The organism is Stakelama pacifica (assembly GCF_004361835.1).
GTDB lineage: Bacteria > Pseudomonadota > Alphaproteobacteria > Sphingomonadales > Sphingomonadaceae > Sphingomonas > Sphingomonas pacifica.
On record NZ_SNWD01000017.1, the window covers coordinates 21,627 to 37,471 of the forward strand.

Genomic DNA, 15,845 nt, shown 5'->3' on the forward strand with positions numbered 1-15,845 from the left:
GCCGGTCGTCAGACGGTCGAGCCTTGTAGCAGGCGGGGAACTTCGCCCGATTCGCCGCGCGCTTCGGCCATGAAGGCGTCTTTCAGAAACGGCAGCCGGTCGACCATGTCGAGCCCGACGCGGCGCACCCGATTCGCTGACTTGCCGGGCATGCCGAACAACCGGGTGAGACCGTCGGTCGCGAGCGACACCATGAAGGTATCGAGGCTGCGCCAGCGTTCGTAGCGCGCGAGGATCTGCGCATCGCCGGGGTCCATGCCCAGCCGCTTGCCCTCGACCAGCACCTCGGTGAGCGCGGCGACATCGCGAAAGCCGACATTGACCCCCTGCCCCGCAATCGGGTGAATGCCATGCGCCGCATCACCGACCAGGGCCAGCCGGTCCGACGTGATCTTCGCTGCATGGTGAAAGCCCAGCGGATAGGACGATCGCGGCGCGAGCCGCGACAATTCGCCCAGAAAGCCGCCGGTCTGCTTCATGGCTTCGGCCAGAACGCCGCGCTCCGACAATTTCAGCATCCCCGCCGCCTGATCCCGGCGCACCGTCCATACGACGGCGGAGCGATGGCCATGCTCGTCGTCGTTGAGCGGCAGAAGCGCAAACGGCCCTTCGGGATAGAAAATCTCGAACGCGACATTGTCATGGGGGTGTTCGTGGTGAAACCCTGTGACGATCGCGGCATGGTCATATTGCCAGCGCGCCACCCGCAGCAGCGCGGCATCGCGCGTCGGCGAATTGCGCCCCTCGGCACCGACCAGCAGCGCGGCATGGACGGTGGTGCCGTCGGAAAGTTCGGCGGTGACGCCATGCGCATCGCGGGTGACCGACACCGCATGCGTTTTCATGCGCAGATCGACCTTCTCCGCCGCCTTTGCCGATTCGTGCAGTGCGCGGCGAAGGATACGGTTTTCGTACATGGTGCCGAGCGCATCCTCGCCCTCGCCCGCATCGAAATCGAGCTTGCCCGGTTCCAGCCCGTCGCTCACCCGGATCGAACGAATCGGACAGCCCGCATCGCCCAGCCGGTCGGCCACGCCGATCGCCTGCAACATGCGGTGCGGCGCGCTGGCGATGGCAGAGGCGCGCCCGTCATGTTCGGCGGCAAGGATCACTTGCGGATCGGCGGTATCGACGATGATCGAGGTGATGCCATGCGCATCGAGCGCAGTGCCCAGCGCGCTGCCGACAAGGCCGCCGCCAAGGATGAGAATATCAGCCCGTTCCATGACACCGGGTCTTAACGCAGCCGCCGTCCCCTGCCAATGGCGCGACTTGACGGGGGAGTCGCCAGGCGCGATGATTTCCGCGACTTACCGACTTTCGCTGAAATCCAGAAGGATATGGGCATGGCGACCAATGCGAGCCCGGCGCTGTGGCGCGACACCATGAAGCAAGGCGCATTGCGCAGCGGCGCGATCATCGGCGGGATCGTCCTGCTGCTGCTGACGCTTGCCGTGGCGGTGGCGCTTGCCAGCTATCATTCGGGCGATCCGTCGCTCAACACCGCCGCCGCCGGCCCGGCGAAAAATCTGCTGGGCGATCCCGGTGCGGTCGTCGCCGACCTGCTCTTCGCGATCGCCGGTGTGCCGGTGGTGCTGATGCTTCCGCTGGGTCTGATCTTTGCGGTGCGGCTGTGGAGCGATGTCGCGCTCGGGCCATGGCAACGGATGCTGCGCAATGCCGCGATCGGCGTGGTGCTGCTATCGCTTGCGGCGGCGCTGGTTTCGGGACAGGCCGTGCTGTGGCTGCCCGGCGGCTATGGCGGGCTGATCGGCCTGTCGCTTGCCGCGCTGGTGCGCTGGGCCACGGCATTTATCGGCGATCCGCAGGCGATTCTATGGACGGTGCGCGGGCTTGCGGCAGTGAGCGGGATTGCCGGACTGTTCCTGTGGGCGCGCGCGCTCACCATCCGTCTGCCGCGCGGGGCGATCCGCATGCCCTCGCTCGCCCGGCGCAGCAAGGCGGCAGCGCCGTTCGACGATTTCGCCGAAGCGGATGACGATGACCTCCCGTTCCGCGAACCCGCCGAAAAGCCTGCCCCCCGCAAGATCGCCATGCCCGAGACGCGCCCCGACCCGGTGATTGCCGATCGCGCGGTCGCGCCATCGGCGGCAAAGCCAAAACCGGCGCAGACCTCGCTCGACCTGCGCGACAATTTCGACCTGCCGCCGCTCGACCTGCTCACCCCCGCCCCGACGGACAGCGGTACGAAGATCGACAAGGCAGCACTGCAACGCAATGCCCGACTGCTCGAATCGGTACTCGACGATTTCAATGTGAAGGGTTCGATCGTCGAGGTTCGCCCCGGCCCGGTCGTCACCATGTACGAACTCGAACCGGCAAGCGGGATCAAGGCGAGCCGCGTGATCCAGCTTGCCGACGATATCGCCCGCAACATGTCGGCCATGTCAGCGCGCGTCGCGACGATTCCGGGGCGCAGCGTGATCGGTATCGAACTGCCCAATGCCCGGCGCGAGATGGTCAATCTCCACGAACTGATCGGCAGTCAGGCGTTCGAGGATCAGTCGGCGCAGCTTCCGCTGGTGCTGGGCAAGAATATCGCGGGCGACGCGGTCATCGCCGACCTTGCGCCGATGCCGCATCTGCTGGTCGCGGGTACAACCGGTTCGGGTAAGTCGGTCGGACTCAACTGCATGATCCTGTCGCTGCTCTATCGCCTGACGCCCGATCAGTGCCGGATGATCATGATCGATCCGAAGATGCTGGAACTCAGCATGTACAAGGATATCCCCCATCTGCTCGCCGATGTCGTGACGGACCCGCCAAAGGCGGTTCGCGCGCTGAAATGGGCGGTCGAGCAGATGGAGGAGCGCTATCGCATGATGGCCTCGCTCAATGTCCGCAGCCTTGCGAGCTTCAACGAAAAGGTGCGCGCGGCAAAGGCGAAGGGGCAGAAACTCGGCCGCCGCGTCCAGACCGGCTATGATTCGGACACCGGCAAGCCGATTTACGAGGAAGAAGAACTCGACCTCGCCGCGATGCCGCAGATCGTGATCATCGTTGACGAGCTCGCCGATCTGATGATGCAGGCGGGCAAGGAAGTCGAATTCCTGATCCAGCGGCTTGCGCAAAAGGCGCGTGCGGCGGGCATCCACCTCATCATGGCGACGCAGCGCCCGTCGGTCGACGTCATCACCGGCGTCATCAAGGCGAACCTGCCGACGCGGATCAGCTTCCATGTCACCAGCAAGATCGATTCGCGCACCATCCTTGGCGAACAGGGTGCCGAGCAGCTGCTGGGCAAGGGCGACATGCTCTATATGCCTGGCGGCAAGCAGCTTGCCCGCGTCCACGGGCCTTTCGTCACCGACGAAGAAGTGCAGGCAATCGCCGATTTCTGGCGCGCGCAGGGCCAGCCCGATTATATTTCCGCAGTGACCGAAGAGCCGGAGGAAGGCTCGTTCGCGCTCGACGGTGCACCGGGCGATGACAGCCCCGAAGACCGGCAATTCCGTCAGGCGATCCAGCTCGTCGCGCAAAGCCAGAAGGCATCGACCAGCTGGCTGCAGCGTCAGATGCGGATCGGGTACAACTCGGCCGCCCGGCTGATCGAGCGGATGGAGGGCGAAAATCTCGTCTCGCGCCCCGACCATGTCGGCCGCCGAGAGGTGCTGATGGATGAAGAGGGCCGCCCGCTCGCCTGAACGTCACGCAACCGTAAGGTTCACGACGCGTTCAACCCGTCCTGCTATTCCCGTGGCCCATGTCCAGGAGAGAAAAAAGCGTGAAACCCATCCTGCTTGCGCTCGCGCCCATGGCGATCGCTGCCGGCACCGCCCTGCCGCTTGCCGTGCCCGCCATCGCGGCGCCCGCGTCCGATGAACTGAAGGCGGTTCAGGACCATCTGGCAAAGGTCAACACGATGACCGCCGATTTCACCCAGACCGATCGCGCAGGAAAAGTGCTGACCGGCAAGCTGACGCTGGAAAAGCCGGGCAAGATTCGCTTCCAATATGAAAAGGGCGTCCCGATCCTCGTCGTCGGCGACGGCAGGTCGCTCTATTTTATCGATTATTCGGTGAAGCAGGTGTCGCGCTGGCCGGTAAAGGATTCGCCGCTGTCGATCCTGCTCGATCCCAATCGCGACGCGTCGAAATATGCGAAGATCGTGCCGAGCGCTGATCCGCGCATCCTGTCGGTCGAGGCCTATGACCCCAAACATCCCGAATATGGCCGGATCACGCTGATCTTCGCGCGTCAGGCGTCTGCTCCCGGAGGGCTGATGCTGCAGGGCTGGGTCGCGGTCGATTCGCAGAATAATCGAACGACGGTTCGGCTGAACGACCAGAAATTCAACGTGAAGATCCCGAACAATTCTTTCCGCTTCAACGATCCGCGGAAATAAGCAGTTCGCGACCGACAAATAGCATTTCTTTCCGTCCCCGTTCATTTTGAGGACAGGTTCACTGGCGTAGACGATGAATCGCGGAGTTGGGGCTGACCGGGATTTTTCCCCCTGTTGCCTGGTCCTGCTTCCTCTCCTGCCTGCGTGACGAACGCCAGGTGGCCCCCGTTCCATGCCCCCGGAACGGGGGCCTTTGCGTTTATGCGCGATACAACTCCGGCTGGCGCAAGCCGCGGTTGATGACTACATCGCGTGGGCATGACCGAGCGCCTCAGCATTGTTTCGTGGAATATCAATTCCGTCCGCTTCCGTATCGAGATTGTCGAGCGCTTCCTGCGCGAGGAGCAGCCCGATATTCTGTGCCTTCAGGAAACGAAGGTCATCGACGGCTCCTTCCCCCGCGCTGCGTTCGAGGCGCTGGGCTATACGCATATCGTGCTCCACGGGCAGCGGATGCATCATGGCGTGGCGATCCTCAGCAAGGTGCCGCTTTACGAGGATGACCGGCTCGACTGGCAGGCGAATGGCGAGGCGCGGCATGTCGGCGTGCGGCTTGAAAACGGGCTGCGGCTCGAAAATGTCTATGTCCCCGCCGGCGGCGACATTCCCGATCGCGACGAGAATCCGAAATTCGGGCAAAAGCTCGATTTCCTCGACCGGATGACCGAATGGTCGAAGGATCTGGGCGACGAAAAGGTGCTGCTGGTCGGCGATTTCAACGTTGCGCCGCTCGAAAGCGATGTGTGGAGCCACAAACAATTGCTGAAGGTCGTTAGCCACACGCCGATTGAGGTGGAGACGCTGGATCGGCTGAAAGCGGCGAATGACTGGGTCGATCTGGGCCGCCATTTCGTGCCCGCGCCCGAACGGCTTTATACCTGGTGGAGCTATCGCGCGAAGGACTGGACGGTCGGCGATCGCGGGCGGCGGCTCGACCATATGTGGGCAAGCCCGGCGCTCGCTCCGCATGCACGCAGCCATAAGGTGTTCGAGGCGTGCCGAAGCTGGCTGAAACCCTCCGACCATATCCCGATCCTGACCGAGTTCGCGCTATGAGCGCAGCGCCCGATCCGCGCGCTGCGGCGCGTGCCGTCGACTCGCTGCGCCGCGGCTGGCCGGTCACGATCGGCTCAGGCGATGCCGCGCTGAGCGCTTACGCCGTCGAAACCGGCGATGCCGGGGGCCTGCAGGCGTTCGATCCCGACGGAGGGGCGTCGCTGCTGCTGTCGGCGGGACGCGCCGCGACGCTGAAACTCACCAATCAGGCCGCTGCCGCGACCCCCGACGGGCCAGTGCAGATTGCACGCGCGCTTTGGCTCGATTTCGATCTGGCGACTGCGCTGGCCAATCCCCGGCTCGACCTGCAAACCCCGCTGAAAGGACCGTTTCGCGCCGAGCCGGTGACCGAGCCGGACCTTGCCGCCACGCTGTTGCAGCTGGCGCGGGTAGCCGGGCTGCTCCCCGCATTCTTCGTGCTGCCGGGCGGGAAGCCGGATTTCACGCCCGACGATCTGACCGCGCTGGAAGCGCCCGCCAATCTGCGCATCGCCGCGCGCGCGCGCCTGCCCGTTTCCGCTGCCGAAGATTCGGAGATCATCGCCTTTCGCGGGCCCGGCGGCGATGAACATGTCGCGCTGATCATCGGTCAGCCCGACGGCAATCCGCCGCTCGTCCGGCTGCACAGCGAATGCCTGACCGGCGATGTGCTCGGCAGCCTGAAATGCGATTGCGGACCGCAGCTTCATGCCGCGATCCATGCCATGTCGGACGCAGGATGGGGAATCCTCCTCTATCTGCGTCAGGAGGGGCGCGGCATCGGCCTGATCAACAAATTGCGTGCCTATTCGCTGCAGGATCAGGGGTTCGACACGGTGGATGCCAATACCCGCCTCGGCTTTGCGATCGATGCGCGCGATTTCGGCATTGCCGCGCGGATGCTGGAGCTGATCGGACAGCGGCGAATCCGCCTGCTCACCAACAACCCGGCGAAGGTCGATACGCTGCGCGCGCAGGGCGTCGATGTGGTCGAACGGATCGCGCATCAACTGCCGCCCAATCCGTATAACGAGCGCTATCTCGCCACCAAGCGCGACCGAACCGGGCACCAGCTTTAGAGCCGATGCCCACCGGGACGCACGACAGCGCCCGCGCCTGCCATCACGTCACCTCGGACCTGTTCCGGGGTCCACGGTTCCTCGCACTCTTTGCGCAGCGAGGGCGCGGCAACGTAGATGCCGGAACCAGTCCGGCATGACGATGGTCCGTACCGGGCGGGGTCACCCCGCGGCAGCCTTCACCGCGTCGCAGATGCGATCGACCAGCGTTTCGACCTGACGCGCATCGTCGCCTTCTGCCATCACGCGGATTACCGGTTCGGTGCCTGAGGGACGGATGACGAGACGGCCCGTGCCGTTGAGCTCCGCCTCCGCATCGGCGATCACCGCCTTTACGCTATCCGCCTCAAGCGGCTTTCCGCCCGCAAAGCGGACATTTTTGAGCAATTGCGGCACGGGATCGAAGCGGTGGAGCACCTGGCTCGCCGGGGCACCTGCGCGCACCAGCTCGGCCAGCACCTGAAGCGCCGCGACCAGCCCGTCGCCCGTCGTGGCATAGTCCGACAGGATGATATGGCCCGATTGCTCGCCGCCGACCTTATGCCCGCCCGCGCGCATCGCCTCCAGCACATAGCGGTCGCCCACCTTGGTGCGGATCAGCTCGACCCCCAGCGCGCCCAGATGCCGCTCCAGTCCAAGATTGGACATCACCGTCGCGACCAGCGCCGCCTTGCCCAGCCGCCCGCTCTTCGACCAGCCCTCGGCGATCAGCGCCATCAGCTGGTCGCCGTCGATCACCCGCCCGGTCTCATCAGCGACGATCAGCCGGTCGGCATCGCCATCAAGCGCAATACCGATATGCGCACCGTGCGCCACCACGGTCTCGCACATCGCCTGTGGCGCGGTGGAGCCGCAAAGGTCGTTGATGTTCTTGCCGTTCGGCGACACGCCGAGCGGAATCACCTCCGCCCCTAATTCCCACAGCGCCGTCGGCGCGACCTGATAGGCAGCGCCGTTCGCGCAATCGACGACGATCTTTAGCCCCTCAAGCGTCAGATCGGCGGGAAAGGTCATTTTCGCGGCGTGGATATAGCGGCCGCGCGCATCCTCCACCCGGCGCGCGCGGCCGATATCGGCCGCGGCGGACAGAACGGGCTCGGCATCGATCAGCGCTTCGATGGCAAGCTCATCAGCGTCGGAGAGCTTATACCCGTCCGGCCCGAACAGCTTGATCCCGTTATCGGCAAAGGGATTGTGGCTGGCGGAAATCATCACGCCCAGATCGGCGCGCATCGACTGGGTGAGCAGCGCAACGGCGGGCGTCGGCATCGGCCCAACCAGTGTCACGTCCATGCCCATCGAGGTGAAGCCCGCGACCAGCGCATTTTCGAGCATATAGCCCGAAAGCCGCGTATCCTTTCCGATGACGACGCGGTGGCGGTGATCGCCCCGGCGGAAATGCGCACCCGCCGCCATGCCGACCTTCATCGCCATTTGCGCGGTCATCGGATGGAGGTTGGTCGCACCGCGAATACCGTCGGTGCCGAAATATTTCCTTGTCATCGCAAAGCCCATAGTAACTGTAAGTTCGGTTCCGGGCGTGTGATAGCGCGCGAAAGTACAAAGAGCGAGCATGTCACAGGCAACCCGTATCCTCCTTTCGCTAATCATTGGCCTCGCCATCGGCGTGGGTGCCGCTGCGCTGGCGCCCGATCGGGCACAGGCAGCGATTCCATGGGTCCAGCCGATCGGCACCGCATGGCTGAACGGCCTGCGCATGACGATCGTGCCGCTGGTCGTCGCGCTGCTCGTCACCGGGATCGGCCAGACGGCAGCGGCGGCGCGGGCGAGCACGCTGGCGACGCGGTCGATCCTGCTGTTCATCGCATTGCTCTGGACCTCCTCGGCATTGGGCGCGCTGTTCGCTTCGCTGGCGCTCGACTGGGTTCCGCTGGCAGGCGACGCCGCCGCCGCGCTGCGCAGCGCCTTTTCGGGTGCGCAGGGAGTTGGCGATGTGCCGGGCTTCGGCGATTTCCTGAACGGGATGATCCCCACCAACGTGCTTGCATCGGCGGTCGAGGATCAGTTCCTGCCGCTGATCGTCTTTACCACCGCCTTTGCGTTTGCGGTCACCCGGTTGCGTCCTGAACAGCGCGACACGCTGCTGAACTTCTTTCAGGCGGTCGCCGATGCGATGCTGGTCGTCATTAACTGGGTATTGTGGCTGGCGCCGATCGGCGTCGTGGCGCTTGCCTATGTCGTCGGCGCACGGGCGGGCACAGCGGCGGTCGGCGCGCTGTTCCACTATATCCTGATCGTTGCGGGGGTCGGCGCGGTCATCTCGCTACTGGCTTATCCGCTCGCCCTGATCGGCGGGCGGGTGCCGCTGGCGCGCTTCACCCGCGCCACGGCTCCGTCCCAGGCGGTCGCCATCTCGACCCAGTCCTCGCTCGCCTCCTTGCCTGCCATGCTGCGCGGGGTGGAGCGGGTCGGCCTGCCGGTTTCGACCAGCGGCGTGGTGCTGCCCATGGCGGTCGCGATTTTCCGCTTCACCGGACCCTGCATGAATATCGCCGTTGCGGTCTATGTCGCGCATGTGTTCGGCATTTCGCTTGGCCCAAGCCAATATGCGGCGGGAATCGCAGCAGCGGCGATCACCACCATGGGCGCGGTCAGTCTGCCGGGTCAGATCAGTTTCGTGAGCTCGATCGCGCCGATCGCCATCGCGATGGGCGTGCCGATCGAACCGCTCGCGCTGCTCGTCGCGGTGGAGACCATGCCCGATCTCGTCCGCACGATCGGCAATGTGACGATGGACGTAGCCGTCACCACGGTCATCGCACGGCGGGTCGGCGGCGAGATGACCGAAGCGGACGCGCTGCTCGACCACGGCGGCTAGTGCAGCATCTTACGCTTACGGTCAGATTGCGTCCCGTTTTGCGAGCGATTTGGTGAGTGTTTCCGTAGCGATTCTATTCTTTACCGTTCCGTCTGGCGCTTCGATAGCCACCTTCGTCGTGGTTTCGCGGGAGCTAATCCCGCCGTTTGCGTCGACACGGAAGATCACCGTTATTGTGCCTGAGATTTTCTCTTTGGCATGGGCCGATTGTGCTTCGTCCAATGTCAGCGTTTTCCCACTTAATCTGGCTACTTCGACATCGGTTTCAGCCTCCTGCCGCTTTACGGCGTCAGGATTGATCGTGAGCGTAGCGCGATAAGTCGAGGCGGCCTTTTCGCCTGCAATATAGTCTAGTGGCGAAGGCTTCAGTGCCATCGGGTGTTGAAAGGGTTCACCCGCAGTGAGCGCGATGGGAAGACGAAACTGCTTGACGGTCTCTAGCGCCAGATCCGGATCGCACTGAATTTGAAACGCGTTCCAAGTGAATATCCATTTGCCGCAATCCTGTCGGCTGAATCCGGCCTTTTTGAGCCAAGGGTCGACTCGGGCTGCAACTTCATCCCTGTTCAGATGCCGGATAGAACCGTCCTGCGCTTGCAGTACGCGGACGGGGAATTGCCAGTTGCTATCCCGAGTTTCTGAGGCGGCATTTGCGATGTCATATTCGAGCACCATCCCATTGGGGCGAGTGGCGATCACTCGTTCAGTAAGGGTATCTCGGTCGAAGGAACTTCCCGTGGAACCGCTGCTGTCCGAGGTTTCAGTTCGAAGCTCTTTTTCCAGCGCAAATACGTCTCCCGCCTGCGGGGCAGCATCGGGCGTCGCAGGATGAGCTGGAGCAAGCGGCACACTCAGCGCGGCAAGGACGGCGAGCGACTGGAGCATTTCAAAGTCCCTATTTCAGCAGCACCAGCTCTTCGGCCATGCTGGGGTGCAGCGCGACGGTCGCATCGAAATCGGCCTTGGTCAGCCCGGCCTTTACCGCCACTGCCGCCGCCTGAAGGATTTCCGGCGAATCCGGGCCGATCATATGCAGCCCGACGACCCTGTCGGTGTCACCGTCGCACACCATCTTGTAGAGCGCGCGCTCGTTGCGCTGGGCCAGTACATTCTTCATCGCGCGAAAGTCGCTGGTATAGATTTTGACCGATCCCAGCTTCTGCTTCGCCTCGCTCTCGGTCATGCCGACCGAGGCGATCGGCGGGTGGCTGAACACCGCGCTGGGGATACAGCCATAATCGACGGTCGTCGGCTTGTTCCCGAACACGCTGTCGGCAAAGGCCTGTCCCTCGCGGATCGCGACCGGGGTAAGCTGCACCCGGTTGGTGACATCGCCCACCGCGTAAATCGACGGGACCGAGGACTGGCTGGTCTCATCCACCCGCACCGCGCCCTTGCCGTCCAGTTCGACGCCGGCCGCGTCGCAGCCAAGCCCCTCAGTATTGGGAACGCGGCCCGTGGCGAAGAGAACGCAGTCGACCTCAATCGCTTCATGTTCGGTCATCTCGACCCGAAGCGACCCGTCTTCCTGCTTGGTGATACTGCGAAACTCGGCGTGAAAACGGAATTCGATCCCCTTCATCGTCGAAATCTGGAGCAGGCGATCGCGCACCGAATGGTCATAGCCGCGCAGGATGACATCGGTGCGGTTGATCAGCGTGACCTGACTTCCGAATTCGTTGAAGATGCCGGCGAACTCGTTGGCGATATAGCCCCCGCCAGCGATCAGGATTCGTTTGGGCAGCGTGTCGAGATGAAACACCTCGTTCGAGGTAATGCCATGCTCGTTACCCGGAAAATCGGGAACATGCGGCCGTGCGCCCGTGGCGATCAGGATGCGCCCGGCCGTCACCTTCTGCCCGTCAGCCAGCGTCACTTCATTCGCACCGCTGATCGTCGCGCGCTGATGGACTATCTCCACCCCGTGACTGCCCAGCGTGTCGGTGTACGCACCGTTCAGCCGGTCGACCTCGGCCAGCACATTGTCGCGCAGGCAATGCCAGTCGAACTCGCACTTTTCCGGGACCTTCCAGCCGAAACGGATCGCATCGCGCAGATCCTCAGCGAAATGCGCGCCGTATACGAGCAGCTTTTTGGGCACACAGCCGCGAATGACACAGGTGCCCCCCACCCGATGCTCTTCCGCGATTCCCACCTTCGCGCCATGCGCCGCCGACACGCGTGCGGCGCGCACGCCGCCCGATCCGGCACCGATGACGAACAGGTCATAGTCAAAGGAAGGCATCCCATATTCTCCGTTGGCGCTGAGCCTGTCGAAGCGCCGTTTTTTCTTCAGAAAGCGAAAAAGAAGTACCGGGCTTCGACAGGCTCAGCCCGAACGGGCGTATATTGCTCAGATTATTCCCCGAACGCCCGCTTGATGAGGTCGGTCGTGGACGCGTCGAATTCAAGCCCGCCCTTGTCCGCTGCCTTGGCCATCTCCTTGCCCAGCTCGACCCCGAACTGGTCGAAGCTGTTGATGCCGAGCAGGACGCCGCTGACAAAAGTGCGGTGTTCGTAGAACGCGATCAGCGCGCCCAGCGTGCGGGCATCGAGCGTGTCGAGCAGCAGCGTCGAGGACGGACGATTGCCCGGATAGGCGCGCGCCCCATCTTCATTTTCGCGCCCCTTCATCAGCGCCGCCCCTTGCGCAAAGGCATTGAGCAGCAACTGACGATGATGGTTGGGGTCGAGCACATCGCCCGGTTCGATCACGGCGAGGAATTCGACCGGCACGATATGCGTGCCCTGATGCAGCAGCTGGAACACCGCGTGCTGGCCGTCGGTGCCGACTCCGCCCCAGGTGATCGGCGCGGTCGGATAATCGACCGGCTCGCCTTCGCTCGTCACGCGCTTGCCGTTCGATTCCATCTCAAGCTGCTGGAGATAGCTGGGCAGCAGGCGCAGCCGCTCGTCATAGGCGAAAACGGCGCGCGTCTCGCAGCCGCGCGCCTGCGTATAGAACAGGTCGGCAAAGGCGGCGAGCACCGGCGCATTGGCGTTGAGATCCGTGAAGCGGAAATGCCGGTCCATTTCGGCCGCGCCTTCCAGCAATTCCTCGAACACGTCCCAGCCAAGCCCGAGCGCCGCCGGAAAGCCGATCGACGACCAGAGCGAATAGCGCCCGCCGACGCTTTCGTTGAACGGCAGGATACGCGTTTCGTCGACGCCCCATTCGACCGCCTTGTCGGGCGAGGCGGTGAGCGCGATCACCTTGCCATAGGGGTCCTCGACACCGCCTTCGCTCATCCACTGCACCGCGCTTTGGGCATTGAGCATGGTTTCGGTGGTGGTGAAGGTTTTCGATGCGATGACGAGCAAGGTCGCCTGCGGATCGAAATCCTCGATCGCCTCTTCGAGCGCCGAACCGTCCACATTCGAGACGATGGCAACGTCATAGCGATCCGAATCGCGGCCAAGCGCATCGACGATCAGATCGGGGCCAAGCGCCGACCCGCCGATCCCGACATGCAGGATGTGGCGGATAGGGCCCAGCGCATCCGCTTCGATCGCGTCGATCAGCGCGCGCATACGGGCATGGAAGTTCCGCGCCTCCTCGACGCTTTCGGGCGCGCCCTCACCGCGCTGCGCGGTATGTTCGACCGCGCGGCCCTCGGTCACGTTAATCGCTTCGCCCGCGAACATGGCATCGCGCTTCTCGGCAAGCCCCGCCTCGCCCGCCAGCTTCACGAATGCATCGAGTGCGTTGCTGGTGAGGTGCGTCTTCGACCAGTCGAAATGAATCCCTGCCACATCGAGGCTGAGGAGCGAGACGCGTCCCGGATCGGCGGCGAACAAATCGCTGAGCGGACGGGGGTCGAGGGATCGGATTGCGGTCCAGTCACGTGCTGCCATGATTTCGCTCCATTATTGTCCCAAGGCGGGTTTCGAAAACGTCCCTAGCTTGCCCAAAGCGTGTTCGCCAGCGCCAAGGCACGGCTTGACGCAACCCCTTACCCGCCGCACAGGATGGCCGCATGAACGACAGCGCGACTGAGGACGAACAGGCCGGAAAGCCCATCGGTGCAAAGCCCGGCAAGGCCCCCGATAAAAAGCCGGAGGGCAGTTCGGAAGTTCGCGAAACCCTGTCCTTTCTGCTGAAGCTCGCGCTGGCGGTGTTCATCATCCGCAGCTTCCTGATTTCGCCTTTTGTGATTCCGTCCGAATCCATGCTGCCCCGGCTGCTGGTCGGCGATTATCTGTTCATCACCAAATGGAATTACGGCTATTCCAAATATTCGCTGCCGTTCAACCTGCCGCTGATTCCCGGACGCATCTTTGCGAGCAATCCGACGCGCGGCGATGTGGTGGTGTTCAAAGCGCCGCCGACGAACAATCAGGACTGGATCAAGCGAGTCATCGGCCTGCCCGGCGATACGGTGCAGATGCGCGGCGGCCAGTTGTTCCTGAACGGCAAAGCAGTCCCGAAGCAGCGCATCGCCGATTTCGTCGAGCCCGTTTCGCCCAACACCCATTGCGAACCGGCCTTTCAGGACACGGCGGAGGACGGGACGGCAATCTGCCGCTATCCGCAATATCGTGAGACGCTGCCGAACGGCAAAAGCTATAATGTCCTCGATCTGGGCCAGACGATCGCCGACGACACGCAGGTGTTCAAAGTGCCTGCGGACCATGTCTTCCTGATGGGCGATAATCGCGACAATTCGGAGGACAGCCGGTTCCCGCAAATGGCGGGTGGCGGCATCGGCTATGTCCCGATCAAGAATCTTGAGGGCAAGGCAGTGGTCAATTTCTGGTCGACCGACGGCAGCGCCAGCTGGGTCCTGCCCTGGACATGGTTCACCGCCGCCCGCTGGGACCGGATCGGGGAAGGCTTTTGAGTTCTGATCGCCTTGCCGACTGGCTCGGCAAAACCTTCGATCATAGCCCCCGCGATATCGAACCCTATGCCCGCGCGCTGACGCATGGCAGTCAGGCGGCGGCCAATTATGAGCGGCTCGAATTTCTGGGCGACCGGGTACTCGGGCTGGTGATTGCGAGCTGGCTCTATGAGCGCTTTCCCGACGAGGCGGAGGGTTCGCTCTCCAAACGGCTGAACGCGCTGGTCGCGGGCGCGGTCTGCGCCGATGTCGCGCGCGAGATCGGTGTGGTGCCGCATCTTCGCCTCGGCAAACAGGCGCGTGAGGATGGCGCGGCGCAAAGCGACAATGTGCTGGGTGATGTGATGGAGGCGCTGCTCGGCGCGCTGTATCTCGATGCCGGGGCGGACAAGGCGCGCGCCTTTGTGCGCAAGGCATGGGCGAACCGCATCGATAGCCAGACCCGTGCACCGCAACATCCCAAATCCGCGCTTCAGGAATGGGCAGCCGCACATAATCGCCGCACCCCCGAATATGAGGTCGTCGACCGCAGCGGCCCGCAGCACGCCCCGCGCTTCACTGTAAAGGTGGCTATCCCGAAGCTCGCCGAGGCAAGCGGCGAAGGCGCATCCAAGCAGGAAGCCGAAACCGCCGCGGCCAAGGCACTGCTGGAACAGTTGCAGGATTAAGCTGCAACTCACCGCTTCGACAGCCGCTTGCGATCCGAGTATAAACCGCATGACGCGCCGTTCGCGTAACGGCGTACCGAATGATATTGAAAGCCGGAATGACTGGACACGAACAGAATAAATGCGGCCTTGTCGCCGTGGTCGGTGCCCCCAATGCGGGCAAATCCACGCTGGTGAATGCGATGGTGGGGCAAAAGGTCGCGATCGTCAGTCCCAAGGCGCAGACGACGCGCGCGCGCCTGATGGGCATTGCGATGGAAGGCGATACGCAGCTTCTGCTCGTCGATACGCCGGGCATTTTCGATCCCCGCCGACGGCTCGACCGCGCGATGGTTGCCGCTGCATGGGAGGGCGCGGACGGCGCCGATGCCATCGCGCTGGTGATCGACGGGCGGCGCGGGCTTGGCCCCAAGGTGATGGCGCTGGTCGAAACGCTGAAAAACCGGCGCGAACCGAAAATCGCTATCTTCAACAAGGTCGATATCGCCGACAAACCGAAGCTGCTCGACCATGCCGCCGCGCTCAACGAAGCGCTGGCGTTCGAGGAAACCTATTTCGTCTCGGCCCAGACGGGTGATGGCGTGCCCGAACTGAAGGCAGCGCTTGCCGCGCGGATGCCCGAGGGGCCCTGGCATTTCCCCGAAGATCAGGTGTCCGATGCCACCGATCGCATGATTGCGGCCGAGGTAACCCGCGAACAGCTATATCATCAGCTGCATGCCGAATTGCCCTATGCGAGCGCGATCGAAACCGAACGCTATACCGAGCGCGAGGACGGGTCGATCGAGATTCACCAGCAGATTCTGGTCGAACGCGATACGCAGCGCGCCATCGTGCTGGGCAAGGGCGGCAGCCGGATCAAGGAAATCGGTGCAAAGGCGCGCGCCGAGCTGCAGGAGTTGATGGGCGTTCGCGTGCATCTTTATCTGCACGTAAAGGTTCGCCCGAACTGGGAAGAGGATCGCGATCTGTATCGCGAAATCGGCCTCGACTGGGTGAAGTAGGCGCCGGTCGACC

At 63.5% G+C, this 15,845-nt stretch carries 13 protein-coding genes; 8 read left to right on the forward strand and 5 right to left on the reverse strand.

What is annotated here, in order from left to right:
- Nucleotides 1–8: 8 nt before the first annotated feature.
- Entirely contained in the window at nt 9–1,226 is a 1,218-nt protein-coding gene (locus EV664_RS17185; RefSeq protein WP_133496954.1) for an FAD-dependent monooxygenase, read from the reverse strand.
- 120 nt (nt 1,227–1,346) lie between these two features.
- On the opposite strand from EV664_RS17185, the gene EV664_RS17190 reads away from it, so the two are divergent.
- From EV664_RS17190 to ribA, 4 genes are all read left to right on the forward strand, one after another.
- Complete coding sequence (locus EV664_RS17190; protein ID WP_133496955.1) at nt 1,347–3,665, forward strand: FtsK/SpoIIIE family DNA translocase; 2,319 nt, start codon at nt 1,347–1,349, stop codon at nt 3,663–3,665.
- A gap of 110 nt (nt 3,666–3,775) precedes the next feature.
- Nucleotides 3,776–4,366, forward strand: coding sequence for a LolA family protein (locus EV664_RS17195; protein WP_229668343.1), 591 nt, complete (start codon nt 3,776–3,778; stop codon nt 4,364–4,366).
- A 258-nt stretch (nt 4,367–4,624) separates the two neighbouring features.
- On the forward strand, nt 4,625–5,422 hold the full coding sequence (locus EV664_RS17200; protein WP_133496957.1) for an exodeoxyribonuclease III: 798 nt from the start codon (nt 4,625–4,627) through the stop codon (nt 5,420–5,422).
- Nucleotides 5,419–6,480 carry a GTP cyclohydrolase II gene (ribA, locus tag EV664_RS17205; protein ID WP_133496958.1) on the forward strand — a complete coding sequence of 354 codons (1,062 nt, stop codon included), beginning with the start codon at nt 5,419–5,421 and terminating at the stop codon, nt 6,478–6,480. The genes EV664_RS17200 and ribA overlap by 4 nt, the downstream gene beginning before the upstream one ends.
- Before the next feature lie 162 nt (nt 6,481–6,642).
- Here ribA and glmM read toward each other — a convergent pair whose 3' ends face one another.
- Nucleotides 6,643–7,983 (reverse strand): phosphoglucosamine mutase, encoded by a 1,341-nt coding sequence (glmM, locus tag EV664_RS17210; RefSeq protein WP_133496959.1) that lies wholly within the window; start codon nt 7,981–7,983, stop codon nt 6,643–6,645.
- Between the two features lie 70 nt (nt 7,984–8,053).
- On the opposite strand from glmM, the gene EV664_RS17215 reads away from it, so the two are divergent.
- Complete coding sequence (locus EV664_RS17215) at nt 8,054–9,319, forward strand: dicarboxylate/amino acid:cation symporter (RefSeq protein ID WP_133496960.1); 1,266 nt, start codon at nt 8,054–8,056, stop codon at nt 9,317–9,319.
- A 21-nt stretch (nt 9,320–9,340) separates the two neighbouring features.
- Here EV664_RS17215 and EV664_RS17220 read toward each other — a convergent pair whose 3' ends face one another.
- From EV664_RS17220 to pgi, 3 genes are all read right to left on the reverse strand, one after another.
- The gene (locus EV664_RS17220) at nt 9,341–10,204 is read right to left on the reverse strand and encodes a hypothetical protein (protein WP_133496961.1); all 864 of its coding nucleotides are present in this window, start codon (nt 10,202–10,204) and stop codon (nt 9,341–9,343) included.
- Nucleotides 10,205–10,214: 10 nt separating this feature from the next.
- The gene (gene gor / locus EV664_RS17225) at nt 10,215–11,564 is read right to left on the reverse strand and encodes a glutathione-disulfide reductase (protein ID WP_133496962.1); all 1,350 of its coding nucleotides are present in this window, start codon (nt 11,562–11,564) and stop codon (nt 10,215–10,217) included.
- A 113-nt stretch (nt 11,565–11,677) separates the two neighbouring features.
- Entirely contained in the window at nt 11,678–13,174 is a 1,497-nt protein-coding gene (pgi, locus tag EV664_RS17230; RefSeq protein ID WP_133496963.1) for a glucose-6-phosphate isomerase, read from the reverse strand.
- A 122-nt stretch (nt 13,175–13,296) separates the two neighbouring features.
- Between pgi and lepB the strand changes: the two genes are divergently transcribed.
- From lepB to era, 3 genes are all read left to right on the forward strand, one after another.
- Nucleotides 13,297–14,160 (forward strand): signal peptidase I, encoded by an 864-nt coding sequence (gene lepB, locus EV664_RS17235; protein ID WP_133496964.1) that lies wholly within the window; start codon nt 13,297–13,299, stop codon nt 14,158–14,160.
- The gene (gene rnc, locus EV664_RS17240; protein ID WP_133496965.1) at nt 14,115–14,828 is read left to right on the forward strand and encodes a ribonuclease III; all 714 of its coding nucleotides are present in this window, start codon (nt 14,115–14,117) and stop codon (nt 14,826–14,828) included. Before lepB ends, rnc begins: the two co-directional genes overlap by 46 nt.
- Before the next feature lie 98 nt (nt 14,829–14,926).
- Entirely contained in the window at nt 14,927–15,832 is a 906-nt protein-coding gene (era, locus tag EV664_RS17245) for a GTPase Era (protein WP_133496966.1), read from the forward strand.
- Nucleotides 15,833–15,845 lie beyond the last annotated feature (13 nt).

Excerpts from the sequence above, each read along its gene's own strand:
- EV664_RS17185 (WP_133496954.1), bottom strand. The coding sequence starts at position 1,226 with ATGGAACGGGCTGATATTCTCATCCTTGGCGGCGGCCTTGTCGGCAGC.
- EV664_RS17190 (WP_133496955.1), top strand. The coding sequence starts at position 1,347 with ATGGCGACCAATGCGAGCCCGGCGCTGTGGCGCGACACCATGAAGCAA.
- EV664_RS17195 (WP_229668343.1), top strand. The coding sequence starts at position 3,776 with ATGGCGATCGCTGCCGGCACCGCCCTGCCGCTTGCCGTGCCCGCCATC.
- EV664_RS17200 (WP_133496957.1), top strand. The coding sequence starts at position 4,625 with ATGACCGAGCGCCTCAGCATTGTTTCGTGGAATATCAATTCCGTCCGC.
- ribA (WP_133496958.1), top strand. The coding sequence starts at position 5,419 with ATGAGCGCAGCGCCCGATCCGCGCGCTGCGGCGCGTGCCGTCGACTCG.
- glmM (WP_133496959.1), bottom strand. The coding sequence starts at position 7,983 with ATGACAAGGAAATATTTCGGCACCGACGGTATTCGCGGTGCGACCAAC.
- EV664_RS17215 (WP_133496960.1), top strand. The coding sequence starts at position 8,054 with ATGTCACAGGCAACCCGTATCCTCCTTTCGCTAATCATTGGCCTCGCC.
- EV664_RS17220 (WP_133496961.1), bottom strand. The coding sequence starts at position 10,204 with ATGCTCCAGTCGCTCGCCGTCCTTGCCGCGCTGAGTGTGCCGCTTGCT.
- gor (WP_133496962.1), bottom strand. The coding sequence starts at position 11,564 with ATGCCTTCCTTTGACTATGACCTGTTCGTCATCGGTGCCGGATCGGGC.
- pgi (WP_133496963.1), bottom strand. The coding sequence starts at position 13,174 with ATGGCAGCACGTGACTGGACCGCAATCCGATCCCTCGACCCCCGTCCG.
- lepB (WP_133496964.1), top strand. The coding sequence starts at position 13,297 with ATGAACGACAGCGCGACTGAGGACGAACAGGCCGGAAAGCCCATCGGT.
- rnc (WP_133496965.1), top strand. The coding sequence starts at position 14,115 with ATGGTTCACCGCCGCCCGCTGGGACCGGATCGGGGAAGGCTTTTGAGT.
- era (WP_133496966.1), top strand. The coding sequence starts at position 14,927 with ATGACTGGACACGAACAGAATAAATGCGGCCTTGTCGCCGTGGTCGGT.